Here is a 15285-nt window from a genome sequence, read left to right as displayed (position 1 = left end):
GCATGCGCACCACCAACCCCGCCTTCACCGCACCGCCGACCGAGACCACCCGGCCGGACCTGCAGGGCACGTTCGGCATGGCCGCCGCGACGCACTGGATCGCGACCGCGACGGCCCAGTCGGTCCTGGAACGCGGCGGCAACGCCTTCGACGCGGCCGTCGCCGGCGCGTTCGTCCTGCACGTCGTCGAGCCGCACCTGAACGGCCCCGGCGGTGACGTCACCGCCGTGTTCGCGACCGCGTCCGACAAGACCCCGACGGTGCTGATGGGCCAGGGACCGGCCCCCGCCGGCGCGACCCCGGAGCATCTCCGCTCCGAGGGGCTCGACCTGGTGCCGGGATCGGGGGCCCTCGCGGCCGCCGTGCCCGGTGCCGTCGACGCGTGGCTGCTGCTCCTCGCCGAGCACGGCACGTGGGAGCTCGCCGACGTGCTCGCCCCCGCCGTCGGCTACGCCCGCGACGGCCACCCGGTCGCCCCGCGGGTGGTCGCCACGATCGCGACGGTCCAGGACCTGTTCCGTGACCACTGGCCCACCTCCGCCACGCAGTGGCTGCCGGGAGGCACGGTGCCGGTCCCCGGGACCGTCGTGCGCAACGAGGCATGGGCCGGCGTCCTCGACCGGCTCGTGCAGGCCGGGTCCGGTGTCGACACCGACGCAGCGGGCGACGCACGCGTCGCCCGGATCGAGGCGGCGCGCACCGAGTGGGCCGAGGGGGTCGTCGCGCAGGCGGTCGACGCGTTCGTCCGCACCCCGCACCGGCACGCGTCCGGCACGGACCACGCCGGCGTCATCACCGCCGCCGACATGGCGGCCTTCCGGGCGTCCACCGAGCCGGCGACCACCGCGGAGTTCCGCGGGCACACGATCGCGAAGACCGGACCCTGGGGGCAGGGTCCGGCGCTCCTGCAGACCCTGCGCCTGCTCGAGCCGCTCGACGACGAACGCCTCGACCCGTCCACCGTCCTCGGTGCGCACACCATCGTCGAGGCGCAGAAGCTCGCCCTGGCCGACCGCGAGGTGCACTACGGCGAGCGCGACGTCCCGATGGCCGAGCTGCTGTCCGACGCCTACTCCGACGAGCGCCGGGCCCTGATCGGCGACCGCGCCTCGCACGCGTTCCGACCGGGTGCCGTGTCCGTCCCCGGCGGCGTCGCGCCCCCGCTCCGCGAGACCTACACGCCGCGTGGCGAGCCGGTCGCCGGCGTCGGCGAGCCGACCGTCCCGGGCGCCCGCGGCGAGGCTCCGGTCGAGACTCCGGTCGTGGCCCCGGCCGAGGACGACCCGGTGCACGAGGACCGCGGCGAACCGATCGTGATGGCGACCGGCGAGACGCGCGGCGACACGTGCCACATCGACGTCGTCGACCGCTGGGGCAACATCGTCAGCGCGACCCCGTCCGGCGGCTGGCTGCAGTCGTCCCCGACGATCCCCGGGCTCGGGTTCTGCCTCGGCACCCGCCTGCAGATGACCTGGCTCGAGGAGGGCACGGCGTCCACGCTGACCCCCGGCGCCCGACCGCGCACGACGCTCACGCCGACGCTCGTGCTCAAGGACGGCGAGCCGGTCGTGGCGATGGGCTCCCCCGGCGGCGACCAGCAGGACCAGTGGCAGCTGCTCTTCCTGCTCCGCACGATCGTCGGCGGCTGGTCCCCGCAGCAGGCGATCGACGCCCCCGCGCTGCACACGACGTCCTTCCCGGGCTCGTTCTGGCCGCGCACCTGGACCCCCGGCGGCCTGGTCGTCGAGGACCGCCTCGGCGACGACGTGATCGCCGGGCTCGAGGAGCTCGGCCACGTCGTCACCCGCGCCGGCGACTGGTCGCTCGGCCGCCTGTCGTGCGTCACGCGCGACCCCGACACCGGCGTCCTGGGCGCCGCCGCCAACCCCCGAGGAGCACAGGGCTATGCCGCAGGACGCTGAGAACGTGACGACGACCACCGGGGCCGCACCGCGCCTCCCGTCCGGAACCGGAGCCGACCACCTGCTCTCCGTGCGCGACCTGCGCGTCGCGTTCGGGGACCGCGAGGTCCTGCACGGCGTCGACCTCGACGTCCGCCGCGGCGAGCGCGTCGCGATCGTCGGACAGTCCGGCTCGGGCAAGTCGACGCTCATCGCGGCGCTCCTCCGGTTGCTGCCGGGCGCCGGGCACATCACCGGCGGGGCGATCACGCTCGGCGACGACGACATCGCGCACGCAGACGAGCCGCTCATGCGGCGGATCCGCGGCGGTCGGATCGGCCTGGTGCCGCAGGACCCGTCGACGAACCTGAACCCGTCGATGCGGGTCGGTGCGCAGATCGCCGACGCGCTCCGTGCCGGCGGGCTGCGCGGACGGGCCGCGGTCCGTCGCCGCGTGGTCGAGCTCATGACCGAGGCCGGCATCCCCGAGGCCGCCCGCCGCGCGGACCAGTTCCCGCACGAGTTCTCCGGCGGCATGCGGCAGCGCATCCTCATCGCGGTCGCGCTCGCCCGACAGCCGGAGCTCCTCATCGCCGACGAACCGACGAGCGCCCTCGACGTGACGGTGCAGCGGCAGATCCTCGACCACCTCCAGACCCTGGTGGACCAGCACGGCACCACGCTGCTGTTCGTGACGCACGACCTCGGCGTCGCGGCGGACCGGACCGACCGCATCGTGGTGATGCTCGACGGCGAGGTCGTCGAGCAGGGCGCCCCCGCGGCGATCCTCCGCGACCCGCAGCACGAGTACACGAAGCGGCTCATCGCGGCCGCCCCGGCGCTGTCGGGGGTCGCGCCGGAGCCGACCGCCCCGGGGGAACCGATCCTCGTCGTGTCCGACCTGGTGAAGGAGTACCGGCTGCCCGGCCGTGGCGCCGGCACCCTGCGGGCGAGCGACGGGGTGTCGTTCACGGTCCGCCGGGGCACCACCACCGCGGTGGTCGGCGAGTCCGGGTCCGGCAAGACCACGGTCGCGCGGATCGTCCTCGGGCTCGAGACCCCGACGTCCGGCACGGCGCTCGTCGACGGCCTGTCGATCGGCGCCGCCCGGGGGCGGGAGCGTCGGGCCGTCCGACGTCGCGTGCAGCCGGTGTTCCAGGACCCGTACGGGTCGCTCGACCCGACGTCGACCATCGAGCGGATCATCGACGAGCCCCTCCGCGTGTTCGGGGTCGGGGACCGGGCGTCCCGGGCCGAGCGGGTGGCGACGCTCCTCGACCAGGTTGCCCTGCCCCGCGAGGTCGCGCAGCTCCGACCGAACGAGCTCTCCGGCGGGCAGCGGCAGCGCGTCGCGATCGCCCGGGCGCTGGCCCTCGAGCCGGAACTGATCATCCTTGACGAGGCGGTCTCCGCGCTCGACGTGCTCGTGCAGGAGCAGATCCTGACGCTCCTCGACGACCTGCAGGACCGGCTCGGGCTGAGCTACCTGTTCATCACGCACGACCTCGGGGTGGTTCGTCGGATCGCGGACGACGTCGTGGTGATGCGACGGGGGAAGGTCGTCGAACGCGGCTCGGTGGCCGCGGTGTTCGACGACCCGCAGGAGCAGTACACGCGGGACCTGCTCGACGCGATCCCGGGTCGGAGCCTCGCCGAGGCGGCCGTGTGACGGACCTGCTCGACGCGATGCTCGGTCCGCGGGCGTCGGAGCCTCGCCGAGGCGGCCGTGTGACGGACCTGCTCGACGCGATGCTCGGTCCGCGGGCGTCGGCGCCTCGCCGAGGCGGCCGTGTGACGGACCTGCTCGACGCGATGCCCGGTCCGCGGGCGTCGGAGCCTCGCCGAGACAGCCGTGTGACGGACCTGCTCGACGCGATGCCCGGTCCGCGGGCGTCGGAGCCTCGCCGAGACGGCCGTGTGAGACGATCGGCCCCGTGCTGAACGGGACGAGCGTCATCGACGCCATCCGCCACGACATCGTGTCCGGTGCGCTGCAGCCCGGGACCCGGGTGACCGAGGCGTTCCTCGCGGAGCGCCACGGCGTCTCCCGGGTGCCCGTGCGCGAGGCCCTGCGCGGCCTCGAGGGCGAGGGCTTCGTGGTGTCCCGCCCGAACGCGGGCTCCCGGATCGCCGACATCCCCTTCGACGAGGCCGACGACCTGTTCGCCGTCCGGGAGTCCCTCGAGACCGCCACCGCCCGCCGCGCCGCCACGCGCGCCCGCACCCTGTTCGACGCACCGTCCCCGCCCGAGGACTGGTGGCGGGTCCGCCGGGAGCTCGGCGAGGTCCTCGACGCCGGGGACGCCGCCGTGGCGCGCGACGAGCTCGACCTGCTCGTCGACCTGAACGAGCGCTTCCACCTGCTCGTCGCCGAGCTGTCCGGCAGCAGCACGCTCGCGACGCTCCTGCGCCAGCTGTCCCGGAAGATCGAGTGGCTCTACGCGCTCGACACCTCGTCCCGTGGCAAGCGCCTGTGGCCGGACCACCGCCGGATCCTGGCGTCGATCGACGCGGGAGACGTCGACCAGGCCGCCGAGCGCATGGCGTGGCACGTCCGCGAGAGCCGGATCGGGTACGCGGCGCGGACCTCGCCGGCGCAGGCCGACGCGCTGCGTGCGGTGCCGCCCGTCGCCTGAACGGCCCCGGTCCGTTCTGCGCGTTCGCCTGCGCACTTGCCGAGAGCCGGTTGCGAGAACGATCGTTCTCCGATTGACTCGGCTTCGGCGGTCCCGGTCGGGTCCGTCCCCCACACGAAAGGAACGCGAATGCCCACGCGCACCGCACGCACCGCCTGGAACGGCGGCCTGAACGACGGCTCCGGTCAGGTCGAGCTCTCCAGCTCCAAGGTCGGCACCTACGACGTCTCCTTCCCGAAGCGCGCCGCGGACGAGGCCGGTGGCACCACCAGCCCCGAGGAGCTCATCGCCGCAGCGCACTCCGCCTGCTACGCGATGCAGTTCTCCGCGATCCTCGGCGAGGCCGGCGGCACCGTCGAGGCCCTCGACGTCAAGGCCGACGTCTCGCTCGGCCCGGACAGCGCCGGCGGCTTCAAGCTCACCGGCATCGTCCTGACCGTCAACGGCGAGGTCTCCGGCATCGACGAGGCCGCCTTCCTCAAGGCCGCCGACGAGGCCAAGGCGACCTGCCCGGTCAGCAAGGCGCTCACCGGCGTCGACATCGAGCTCAAGGCGACCTTCGAGCAGTAGCGGTCACGTCCCACGGGACGTCACCGAGTGACGGACGGGAGGCACGGTGCCAGCTGGCACCGTGCCTCCCGTCCGTCTGCTGCATACGCTGGGTCGCGTGCTCCGTCGTCTCGTGTCGTCACCCACCCGCATCGCCGGCTGGGCCGGCCTGGCGGCCGTCCTGGTGGGGATCCTGCTGATCGCGACGGCCACGCACCCGACCGCCGGCTGGTTCGCGTACGCGCCGCTCTCCGACACGACCTTCGTCCCGGACCAGCACCCGTGGCAGGAACGCGCCGGCCAGGCGCTCGTCGCGGTCGGTGCGGTGGTCGTCGCGTTCGTGGTGGGCCGGCTGAGCGCACAGCGCCGCCCCTGACCGCGTCCAGCCGACGTCCGGACTCGGCGGCCGACGGCTGGCACCATGGCGGGATGGCCGAGCAGTTCCTCCCCGGTGTCCCACGGCCCCCGCGTCCGCCGCGGCCCCGCGTGCGCAAGCTCGCCCAGCACGACATCCGCGACGCGCGCGCCCGGCTGCGCGGCACCATCTACGAGGACGTGACGCCGGACACGCGCTCTCGCGAGCAGTACTCGCCGGTCCAGATCGTCGACTTCTGCCTCGACCTGGCCGAGGTGATGCTCGCGTCGGGGGCCGACACGCGCAGCGTGGAGACCGCCGTCGTCGCGGTGTCGACGAAGTGGAACCTCGCACCCCTCGACCTCGACTTCTCCGGCAGCTCGGTGACGATCCAGTACGCGCCGACCGAACACCCGCCCCTGGTGAAGGTGCGGACCGTGCAGTCGGACGGCTCCGACCTCGACCGACTGGCCCGCGCCAACCAGATCGTGGACGACCTCGTGCACGGCGAGCGGGACATGACCTCGGCGGTGAGCGCCCTCGTCGCGGTGCTCCGCCTGGCGCCGCGGTGGCCGTCGTGGTTGGCGGACGTCGGTCTGTCGGTCCTCGGGACCTCGATCGCGATGCAGGCGGGCGGTGGGTGGCGAGCTGGCCTCGGCGCCTTCGTCCTGATGCTCGGGATCATCCTGTCCGGTCGCTGGCTGACCGGCCGGGGCTTCCCGCAGTTCTTCGTCTCCGGTGCCCAGGCGGCCGTCGCCTCGGCCCTCGGCACCCTCGCGATCTTCGGCGACGTGCTCACCCCGACGGGGGCAGCCACCATGGTCGCCGCGCTCGTCGTGCTGCTCCTGCCGCACGTGTCGCTCGTCACCTGGGCGCAGGACGCCATCTCCGGCTTCCGGGCGATGGCCGTCGCCCGGGCGTTCTACATCGTGCTCGTCATCGCCGCGATCGTCGTCGGGGTGCCGGCCGGCATCGCGGTGCTGCACTGGCTGAGCATCGAGGTCGACCCGTCCGGGATCGTGCTCCGACCGCTGCCGCTCTGGGCGTCCCTGTCCTTGACGGTGGTGTCCGCGGCGGCGAACTGCTTCGTGCAGCAGGCCAGCGCGCGGGTGATCCCCGTCGCGGTGGTGTTCTCGGTCGCCGCCGGGGCGTTCCTGTGGGAACTCCGGCACCTCGGGATGCCGCTCCTCGGCGCCACGTTCGTCGCGTCGGTGCTGCTCGGCGTCCTGTCCACGATCGCGGCGGCCAGGATGCGCACAGCGGTGGCGGCGATCGCCGTGCCGGCGTTCTGCGGGGCGCTGCTGCCCGGTGTCGCGGTGTCGAATGCGCTGCTCAACTTCATGTCCGGCTCGTCCGGGGCCGCGCTCGACTTCGTGGCGGCGGTGTCGGTCGCGCTCGGGATCGGCGCGGGCCTGGTGCTCGGCGGACTCGTGGCGACCCCGGGAGCACGGCGTGCACTGCGGCGGGCCCGACGGGTGACCGTGCACTCGGTCCACAACGACACGACGGCGATCCCGGTCCTGCGGGACACCGGGTACGACCCCGGCAACGGGAGCGTGCCGCGGGGGTCGCGGCCGCGCTGATGCGCGCGGCGACGGTCGCTGCCGGCGGCTGCGCTGCCCCGAGCCTCGGGCTGGGCGACGAGTCCCGGGCACGGGGCCGCGGGACTCGTCGCCCACGCCGGGACTCGGCGCGCCTCAGCCCGCGTCCGAGACGGCCTTCGACACCGCGGTGGGGGCGTCGTAGTCGCCGTCCGGGATGCCCCGCAGCGCCTCGAGCACGTCGCCGTCGGCACCCTCCTGCTCGGCCTTCGAGACGATGTCGTCCTTCGAGGCCGGGTAGTCGATGCCGCTGAGGTACTTCTGGACCTGGATCGGGTTCGGTGCTGCCATGTCGATCTCCTTCGTTCGCGAGACCCACTGACTACCCGGCCGCCCCTCGGCGCCCTGCCGGCCAGTGCGTCCAGCGGCCGAGGCGCGCACTCGTCGGCTCAGATCTCCCAGCTGCCGCCGTCGCTCCACGCCGAGAAGCGCTGCGCCGCCGCCGGCTCGTACCGCTCCATCCAGCCACGCTCGAGCCGCGCGACGGCCCGGTCGAACGCCGCCGCCAGGTCGAGTTCGGCGCGGAGGAGCGCCTGGAGCTGCAGTCCCTCGTACAGGGCGATCAGCTGCTCGGCTCCGCGACGCGGGTCCATCGTGTGCGGCGCCCGACCCACGGCGACGTCGTGCTCCAGGCCCCGCTTGATCTGCGAGTAGAAGAGCTGGTAGCGGGACCGCAGGTAGGTCGCCATCGGGTGGGCGGGGTTGCCCGCGACGGAGAGCAGGGCGACGAGGAGTCGCATGAGCGCGGGGTCCTCGGCGTTCGAGGCGACGATCGCGCGGAGCAGGTCCACCGTCGAGCCGTCGCCGACCTCGCGCGTGACCTCGTCCATGCGGGCGCCGTTCCAGCGGTCCAGCGCCGCGAGCACGAGACCGTCCCACGACGGGAAGTGCTGTCGGAGCTCCGCGACCGAGATGTCGAGGCGCTCGGCGACGAGCCCGACGTGCGCCTCGTGGAAGGGGACGTCGCGGAGCAGGTCGACGGTCGCACCCACGATCGTGATCCGCAGGTGCAGGGTCGCGGCCGCAGCGGCAGCCGCCTGCGTGTCCGCACTGGTGTGTTCGAGCATCATGCCCTCCGTCGTGCCGCGGACGTCCTGTCCGCACCCCCATCCAAGCGCCTGCACGGGGGCCACCAGAATCCCCGTAACGGGTGTCGGCATGTCGGGGGACAAGGGATCGACCTACACCACGTGCACTGCGCTCGGGGACGGGACGTGCGACGATGCCGGGATGACCCCGGAGGACCCCGTCGCACAGGGACTGGCGACCATGGCGTCGGCGGGCTTCGAGTTCGGGAGCGACGCCGAGCAGGTGGCCCACGACGTCCGGACGATGTGGCAGCAGCTCGGTGCACCGACCGGTGCGTTCGCGGCGGCGGCCGACGCCATCGCCCGGCTCCCGCAGCGCCCCGAGGTCCCGATCGCCGACCAGGCACGTCGACGGGCCTTCGAGCGCGCGGTCGGGATCAACCCGGTCGAGGTCGAGCTCACGGCGGCGATGTCGGCGCGGGAGCTCCTGGAGCGGATGGCATCGGAGTGATCGCATTGAGCATCTTGCACTTCACATACGACTGATCGAGAATGGGGCGTTCCGACCCGAGGAGATCCCGTGCCCCGACCGTCCGCCCGTCGCTTCCTGACCGACATCGACCCGAAGCGCTCCGCCTTCGCGCGGGACGTCCTGCTCGCCACCTGGCGCTCGCTCGTCCCGGACACGCTCGACACCCCGTCGCCGCTGCGCATCCGGGACCGCCTGCGCCTGTTCGGCAGCGAGCGCCTGGTCCTCAGCGACCGTCCGGCCGCGAGCGGGGCGAGCGCGGCCGACGTCGTGCCGGCCGCCTCGCTCGTGCACCTGTGGAGCGCCGCGCACCCCGTCGACGCCCCGGGCGCGGAGCGCAGCGTGGGCGTGGTCGTCCGGACGGGCCTGCCCGTGGTCGTCGAGGCCCTCGCCGCCGCCCTCGCCGCGACGGCCGGGGAGTCCGACGCGCACGGCATCCTCGTCCTGCAGCTCGACCCCCGGGACGGCCGACTGTCCCACGCGCTCCTGCGGGCGGTCCGACGGATCTCGGACCTGCCGGTGGCCCTCGTCGTCCACGACGGTGACACGGGCGCGACGGCGTCGCGGATGCGCTCGTGCTCCGTGCTGGCGTCGGCCGACGGCACCGCGGCCGTCGTCGCGTCGTCCCTCGGGGTCCCTGTCGTGCCCCTCGGGTCCGCCCACCCCGATGAGCAGGCGGACAGTGGGCCCGACTCCGAGGAGCCGATCGACGCCGGCGAGCTCTGGGTCCGGCTCCGGGTGGCGGCCACCTCGGTCGGGGAGCCGGACGAGGACGCCCTCGCCGACGCCCGCGTGCTCGCGTTCGCCCTCGACGCCTGGCAGCGCGGACGAGCCGACGTCACGGCGGTGCACGACGCGTCCCGGCGGCGGTCGGGCACCCTGGTCGACGCCTGACCCGAGCAGCGATCACCGGGCACGCGACCACCGGGCACGACGACCGAGCACGACGACCACCGTGCACGACGACGGCCACCGCCGCCGCGGTGTCCGTCGTGGTGTCTCGACCCCGGGGTCAGGGCGTGGGCATGCCACCGTCGACGTGCAGCGTCTCGCCCACGACGTAGGACGACTCGCCGCTCGCCAGGAACACGAAGGCCGGCGCGAGCTCGGCCGGCTGCCCCCAGCGGCCGAGGTACGTCTGCTCACCGGCGGACGGCAGGGCCTCCGGCGGCTGTCCACCGGCGGGCTGCAGCGGGGTCCAGATCGGCCCGGGAGCGACCGCGTTCACACGGATGCCCTTCGGCGCGAGCTGTGCGGCGAGCCCCTTCGCCATGTTGTTCACGGTCGCCTTCGTCGCGGCGTAGTGCACGAGGTGCGGCGAGGGGGCGTACGCCTGGATCGACGTCGTGTTGATGATCGTGGAGCCGGGCTGCAGGTGCGGCACCGCGGCCTTGGTGATGCGGAACGTGGCGTAGGCGTTCGTCTTGAAGGTCTCGTCGAACTCCTCGTCCGAGATCTTCGTGATGTCGTCGACGTTCTGCTGCTTGCCGGCGTTGTTCACCAGGATGTCGAGACCGCCCAGGCCGTCAACGGCCCGCTGCACGAGCTCCTCGCAGAACGCCAGTTCCGTGATGTCGCCCGGGATGGCCACGGCCGTGCGCCCGGCGTCCTCGATGAGCCCGACGATGCGGTCGGCGTCCTCCTGCTCCTCGGGCAGGTACACGATCGCGACGTCCGCACCCTCGCGGGCGAAGGCGATCGCGACCGCCGCTCCGATGCCCGAGTCGCCGCCGGTGACGAGCGCCTTGCGCCCCTCGAGCCGCCCGGAGCCGCGGTAGGTGTCCTCGCCGTGGTCCGCGGGGACGTTCTGCGCCATCTCCTCGTCGGTCCCGGCGCCCGGGAGGTACTGCTCGTCCGGCTTCTTGTCGGCGTAGAGCTTCGTGGGGTCCTGCATCGTGTACTGGTCGCGACCCGTCCGGCCGCCCTGCTGCTCCGTCATGGGGGCGACGGTACGCACGACCGGACCCGGGCCCGTCCAGCGGGGTGTCCCCCGTGGCGGTTCCGTGACACATCCCCGAATGTCACGAACGCATGACGACGAGGACGCGATTCGGTAACACCTGTCGTTCTGTCCGGTCGGGCGTCGTACGGTCGGCTGGTGACTCCCCGGACCCTGCTCGCGCTTGGCGCTGCCGCGCTCGCCGTCACGGCGGGTTCGCTGGGCGTCGGCCCGAGCCAGCTCGGCGGGGTGCCGACCGCCGCCGCGGCGGAGCTCCCGGGTGACGGCACACCGTCCGCGACGCCGTCCGTCGACGTCTCCACGGCCAAGCTCCGGCGCGTCGACGCCGTCGAGCTCGACGCGGAGTCCCTCGTGTTCCGCAGCGGGGACAAGACCGTCGCCGACGTGTCCATGCGCGACTCGCGGTCGACGGTGGACCTGCTGAACCGGTTGCTCGGCACCCCCGCGCGGACGCAGACCGCGATCGGCTCGGGCGGCGCGTGCTTCCCGTCCGGGACCACCTACACGTGGGGCGGTGCCCTGCGCGTCGCGGCCATGACGACCCCGGCCGCGGCGGGCAACGCCGTCGAGATCCGCGTGCTCAAGGACACCGTCCGCTCGCGGTCCGGCGACCCGGTCGCCCTGTCCGGCCCCGACGGGGTCCAGGTCGGTGACGACATCGGGGACGAACTCCGCGCTGCGCCGCGCTCCGACAAGGTGTCCTTCGGCTCGGGCGACTCCCGTGCCTGGCAGCTCCTGCTCGAACCCGGATGGGCACCGACGACGGACGACGACGCCGACACCGGCGACGAGACCGCAGCGGACGACGACACCACGGCCAGCGGTGATGCCGACGACGCGGGCTCGAACGGGGTCTCCGCCCTGACGAACGGCACCGTCGTGAGCGTGCTCGGCTCCCCGATGCCGGTGCACGCGCAGCGCTCCTGCTGACCGCCGAGCGCCAGCCCTCGGGCTGATCGCCCCGGGTCAGACCCGGATCGTCGCGACCACCGGGAAGTGGTCGCTCGCCGCCCAGGTCTCGGGCCCGTCGTGGTCGATCACGACCCGGTCCACCGCGCTCACCCCGCGCGTGAACACCCAGTCGATGCGCTCCCCGGAGTCCACCGGCGCCTGCCAATTGTTGTACGTCGCCGTCCGGTCGGCCGGGTCCCCGGCGTCGAGCCAGGCGTCGCGGTACCCGGCGTCCACGAAGACCTGCCAGGCGGCGCCGTCGCCCGCCGGTTCGTTGCAGTCACCGGCGAACACGACCGGTCCGTCGACCGCGTGGAGCCGCTCTACGACCAGCGCGGCGCTGCGCCGTCGGACGTCGTCGCCGTGCGCGTTCTCCTCGTGGTCGAAGTGCGAGGTCAGGAGCGTGAAGGACGACCCGTCGACGTCGAGGAACCGGGCGTGGTTCGCCACCCGCGGGTACAGGCTGCTCCACGTGTTCGACACCGGCTCGTCGGGGGTGTCCGACAGCCAGAACGTGCCCTCGTCCACCGGGCGGAGTCGGTCACAGCGGAAGAACACGGCGGCGTGCTCCCCCGCGGTTCCGCCCTCGCGCCCCTGCCCGACGTCGCCGTGGTCCGGCAGACCGGCTCGCAGGTCGTCCATCTGGTGGTCGAAGGCCTCCTGCACGCACAGCACGTCGGGGTCGTGCCGCCGGATGACCTCGAGGACCAGCGGCAGTCGGGCCGGCCAGTCGTGGGCCGGGTCCGGGTTCTTCACGTTGTAGGTCATCAGGGTGATCGGGCGCGCGGCGGAGGTCACGGCACGAACCTACCGAGGCGGTCCTGCCCGGTGCGCCAGGGAACGCCGGAGCGCCGAGACGCCGTCGCGCGCGCGGCTCTTCGCGGTCCCGAGCGGGACCCCGAGCCGGTCCGCGAGCTCCGGGCCGCTCAGCTCGACCAGGTGGCGGAGCACGACCGCCTCGCGCTGTCGGTCCGGCAGCGACCGGACGGCGTCGCGGAGGGCCGCCCGGTCGAGCACCCCCTCGGCCCGCTCGAGCGACGCGTGGTCGACGAGCTCGAGGTGCCGCGCCCCGATGCGCAGGTCACGCTGCCGATCGGCCTGGCTCGACCGCACCCGGTCGATCGCCCGCCGCTGGGCGATGGTCCGGATCCACGCGACCGCAGTGTGCCGGGGGTCGTACCGTCCGGCGATCTGCCACACCTCGAGGAAGACGTCCTGCACGACCTCCTCGGACTGCCACGGGTCGACCACCACGAGTCGCACCCACCGCTCGACGAGTGGTCGGAGCCGACCGTACAACCGGCCGAACGCGAGCCGGTCACCCTTGGCGGCCGCAAGGAGCCACGCACGTTCTTCGTCCCGGTTCGTCTGCAGTTGCGCTCGCACCGTGACATTCCACATGCCGGTCGGTGCGAGCGCCAATCGACGGGCACCGTCACAGCACCCTGCCGGGCAGCACTCAGTTGATGCAGACGCCTTCCTTGCCGTACGACTTCACGTCGGTCGACGACGGCGACGGCTCCGACGACTCCGACGAGGACGACGACTCCGGCGCAGCGGGTTCGGACGAGCCGGCGTCCGGCGACGCGGGGGCGGCCGGGGCGGACACGGTCTTGCCGTCGGACCCGAGCACGAGCGTCACGCCGGTCACCTTCGTCGAGCGCACCGCGACGGCACCGGGCACGACCGCGGCGACGGCCTTCGCCTGCGCCTCCTGGCCCGCCGGGTACTGCACCTGGGTGGTCTTCGTCTCGTCGGAGGACCCCGGGGCGCCGACCTGGAAGCCGCGCGCTGTCAGGTTCTCTCCCGCGGCGGCGGCGGCACCCGTGACACCGCTGCCGTTCAGGACCGTGACGGTCGTCGCCGCGGGTTCGGCCGCGGTCGCCTTCGTGTACTCCTCGGGCTCGCCGACGAGTCCCTGCACGAAGGCGGGCAGGCCGACGGTGTCGACCTGGACGATCGACAGCGCGGAGCCGCCGACGTAGATCGTGGGGGTGCCGAGCGTCGGGATCGTCGCCGACTGGATGTTCCCCGGCCGCAGGTTCCGCATCTGCGTCGCGAGCGAGATGAGGTCGGTGTCGGTCTGCACCGAGCCGCCCACCGCGCTGAGGATGTTGTTCATCTTGACGGGGTTGAGCAGGGTCCCGGCGGAGAGCACCTTGCGGGCCTCCTGCGACAGGAAGTACTGCTGGCGGACGTTGCGGTCGAGGTCGCCGTTCGGCAGTCCGTGCCGCTGCCGCACGAAGGAGAGCGCCTGCTTCGCGTCGAGCTGCGACGTCCCCGCGGGCAGGTCCACCCCGGAGTACGGGTCCTTGGCGGGCTGGTTCAGGCAGACCTCGACCGGCCCGAGTTCCTTGACGACCTGGTAGAAGCCGAGCAGCGAGACGCGCACGTAGTGGTCGATCGTCAGGCCACTGAGGTCCTGGATCGTCTGGATGAGGAGCTTCGCGCCGCCGGTGTCGCCACCGCCGTTGAGCGTCCCGTAGTAGAAGGCGCTGTTGAGCTTGCCCTTGCCGACGCCCGGGATGTCGACGTACGAGTCGCGCGGGAACGAGATCATCGTCGCCTGGGACCCGTCGGCGCTGATGTGCAGCACGATCATCGTGTCGGTGTTCGTCGCGCCGCCGTCGGACTCGGTGCTGAGCTCCGCCATCTCCTCCGGCGTCGCGTTGTCCGGCCGGTGGTCGTCACCGACGAGCAGGATGTTCTGCGCGGTGCCGTCGACGTCGTCCGCCCCCTTGGCCTTCGGGACGATCGCGTCGATCTTCGTGACGTTGTTGGACAGGCTCGCGTACGCGAACGCGGCGTACCCGCCGGTGAGGACCAGGCCCATCGCCAGCACTCCCGCGACGGCGGGCAGGACGACCCCGCCCCCGCGCTTCTGGCGCCCGTGGCGCGGCGGCACGTGGCCGCGGCGGGCGCGGCGCGTCGTCTGCTCGGGATCGATGCTCACCCGGAAACCATAACCGCACAGCGTGGAACGGACAGGGAGAGTCCTGGACACTCGCCCCGGCGCGGGGCCGGGACGGGCCGGACGGGAGGCACGTGGCGGCGCCGCCACGTGCCTCCCGTCCGGCACGCACCGCGTCCGCGACCGCAGCCGCGTCGCGGTGCCGATCCGTCAGGAGCGCGTCGGGAGCAGGTGGATGGCCTCCATCGCCAGCTCGGCGGCGATCGGGTCCTCGGCGAGGACGGCGGCCTTCAGGTCGTCGAGCTCGGGCCGGACGACCTCGTTCGGGACGAGCTCGGCGAACTCCGGCACGCGCAGCTTGAACGCGAGGCCGTCCGTGGTCGCGCGGCAGAGCTGCGCGAGCGACGGGTTCCCGCAGGCGTCGGCCCACATCCCGTACAGGTCCGAGCCCTCGCGGACGACCTCGGCCTGGTGCTGCGCGTCCATCCGGGCCGCGACGTCGTCGAGCATCGCGACGATCTTCTTCCGCTCCGCCGCCGTGAACCGCGGCACCGCGAGCCGGACGACTCCGCCGTAGATCACGCCGAGCGTCCGGAATGCGTCGAGCATCTCGTCCTTGGACGGTGCGGCGACCCGCGTGTAGCGGTTCGGCGCCATCTCGATGAGGCCGGCCCGGGCGAGCTCCGCCAGTGCCTCGCGGATGGGGGTCCGGGAGACGCCGAGCCAGGCGATGAGGTCGTCGTCGTTCAGACGTTCGCCGGGCTCGAGCGTGCCGTCCATGATCGCGTCACGGATCTTGTCCTGCACGGTGTCGCGGAGGAGCTTCCGCTCGGCGGCCGGCTGCGTGGAGGGTACGGGCATGGG

At 73.4% G+C, this 15285-nt stretch carries 16 protein-coding genes; 9 read left to right on the top strand and 7 right to left on the bottom strand.

Annotated features, from left to right (window positions below):
- Positions 1–2 precede the first annotated feature (2 nt).
- From FB462_RS02310 to FB462_RS02285, 6 genes are all read left to right on the top strand, one after another.
- Positions 3–1922 (top strand): gamma-glutamyltransferase family protein, encoded by a 1920-nt coding sequence (locus tag FB462_RS02310; RefSeq protein WP_141859888.1) that lies wholly within the window; start codon positions 3–5, stop codon positions 1920–1922.
- On the top strand, positions 1906–3570 hold the full coding sequence (locus FB462_RS02305) for a dipeptide ABC transporter ATP-binding protein (RefSeq protein ID WP_141859886.1): 1665 nt from the start codon (positions 1906–1908) through the stop codon (positions 3568–3570). The genes FB462_RS02310 and FB462_RS02305 overlap by 17 nt, the downstream gene beginning before the upstream one ends.
- A 265-nt stretch (positions 3571–3835) precedes the next feature.
- Positions 3836–4537 carry a GntR family transcriptional regulator gene (locus FB462_RS02300; protein WP_229666918.1) on the top strand — a complete coding sequence of 234 codons (702 nt, stop codon included), beginning with the start codon at positions 3836–3838 and terminating at the stop codon, positions 4535–4537.
- Between the two features lie 129 nt (positions 4538–4666).
- Positions 4667–5107 (top strand): OsmC family peroxiredoxin, encoded by a 441-nt coding sequence (locus FB462_RS02295; protein ID WP_058742613.1) that lies wholly within the window; start codon positions 4667–4669, stop codon positions 5105–5107.
- Between the two features lie 97 nt (positions 5108–5204).
- The gene (locus tag FB462_RS02290; protein WP_141859884.1) at positions 5205–5462 is read left to right on the top strand and encodes a hypothetical protein; all 258 of its coding nucleotides are present in this window, start codon (positions 5205–5207) and stop codon (positions 5460–5462) included.
- Between the two features lie 53 nt (positions 5463–5515).
- Positions 5516–7024: a threonine/serine exporter family protein gene (locus tag FB462_RS02285; protein ID WP_114850704.1), complete on the top strand. Its 1509-nt coding sequence runs from the start codon at positions 5516–5518 to the stop codon at positions 7022–7024.
- A gap of 114 nt (positions 7025–7138) precedes the next feature.
- On the opposite strand, the gene FB462_RS02280 is transcribed toward FB462_RS02285, so the two are convergent.
- Together FB462_RS02280 and FB462_RS02275 are read right to left on the bottom strand one after the other, a co-directional pair.
- A complete protein-coding gene (locus tag FB462_RS02280) occupies positions 7139–7333 on the bottom strand; it encodes a DUF2795 domain-containing protein (protein WP_058742616.1) in 195 nt (64 codons plus the stop codon).
- A gap of 98 nt (positions 7334–7431) precedes the next feature.
- Entirely contained in the window at positions 7432–8109 is a 678-nt protein-coding gene (locus tag FB462_RS02275; protein WP_167509969.1) for a TetR/AcrR family transcriptional regulator, read from the bottom strand.
- A 163-nt stretch (positions 8110–8272) separates the two neighbouring features.
- On the opposite strand from FB462_RS02275, the gene FB462_RS02270 reads away from it, so the two are divergent.
- Positions 8273–8581: a hypothetical protein gene (locus tag FB462_RS02270; protein ID WP_141859880.1), complete on the top strand. Its 309-nt coding sequence runs from the start codon at positions 8273–8275 to the stop codon at positions 8579–8581.
- Positions 8582–8650: 69 nt separating this feature from the next.
- Complete coding sequence (locus FB462_RS02265) at positions 8651–9493, top strand: hypothetical protein (RefSeq protein ID WP_141859878.1); 843 nt, start codon at positions 8651–8653, stop codon at positions 9491–9493.
- 118 nt (positions 9494–9611) lie between these two features.
- Here FB462_RS02265 and FB462_RS02260 read toward each other — a convergent pair whose 3' ends face one another.
- Entirely contained in the window at positions 9612–10538 is a 927-nt protein-coding gene (locus tag FB462_RS02260; protein ID WP_141859876.1) for an SDR family oxidoreductase, read from the bottom strand.
- Between the two features lie 159 nt (positions 10539–10697).
- Here FB462_RS02260 and FB462_RS02255 point away from each other — a divergent pair, with 159 nt between their 5' ends.
- Positions 10698–11489 (top strand): hypothetical protein, encoded by a 792-nt coding sequence (locus FB462_RS02255; protein WP_141859874.1) that lies wholly within the window; start codon positions 10698–10700, stop codon positions 11487–11489.
- 36 nt (positions 11490–11525) lie between these two features.
- Here the strand turns inward: FB462_RS02255 and FB462_RS02250 are convergent, their stop codons facing one another.
- From FB462_RS02250 to FB462_RS02235, 4 genes are all read right to left on the bottom strand, one after another.
- Positions 11526–12308: an endonuclease/exonuclease/phosphatase family protein gene (locus FB462_RS02250; RefSeq protein ID WP_141859872.1), complete on the bottom strand. Its 783-nt coding sequence runs from the start codon at positions 12306–12308 to the stop codon at positions 11526–11528.
- Between the two features lie 9 nt (positions 12309–12317).
- Positions 12318–12896 (bottom strand): sigma-70 family RNA polymerase sigma factor, encoded by a 579-nt coding sequence (locus tag FB462_RS02245; protein ID WP_167509968.1) that lies wholly within the window; start codon positions 12894–12896, stop codon positions 12318–12320.
- A gap of 73 nt (positions 12897–12969) precedes the next feature.
- Positions 12970–14463, bottom strand: a complete 1494-nt coding sequence (locus FB462_RS02240; RefSeq protein ID WP_141859870.1) for an LCP family protein — start codon at positions 14461–14463, stop codon at positions 12970–12972.
- A gap of 168 nt (positions 14464–14631) precedes the next feature.
- Positions 14632–15282, bottom strand: coding sequence for a GntR family transcriptional regulator (locus FB462_RS02235; RefSeq protein WP_141859869.1), 651 nt, complete (start codon positions 15280–15282; stop codon positions 14632–14634).
- Positions 15283–15285 lie beyond the last annotated feature (3 nt).

Origin of the sequence: Curtobacterium citreum, assembly GCF_006715175.1 — a bacterium.
Lineage (GTDB): Bacteria > Actinomycetota > Actinomycetes > Actinomycetales > Microbacteriaceae > Curtobacterium > Curtobacterium citreum.
Note: the sequence above shows the minus strand (reverse complement) of the source record. Positions and strands in the feature narration are given on the sequence as shown.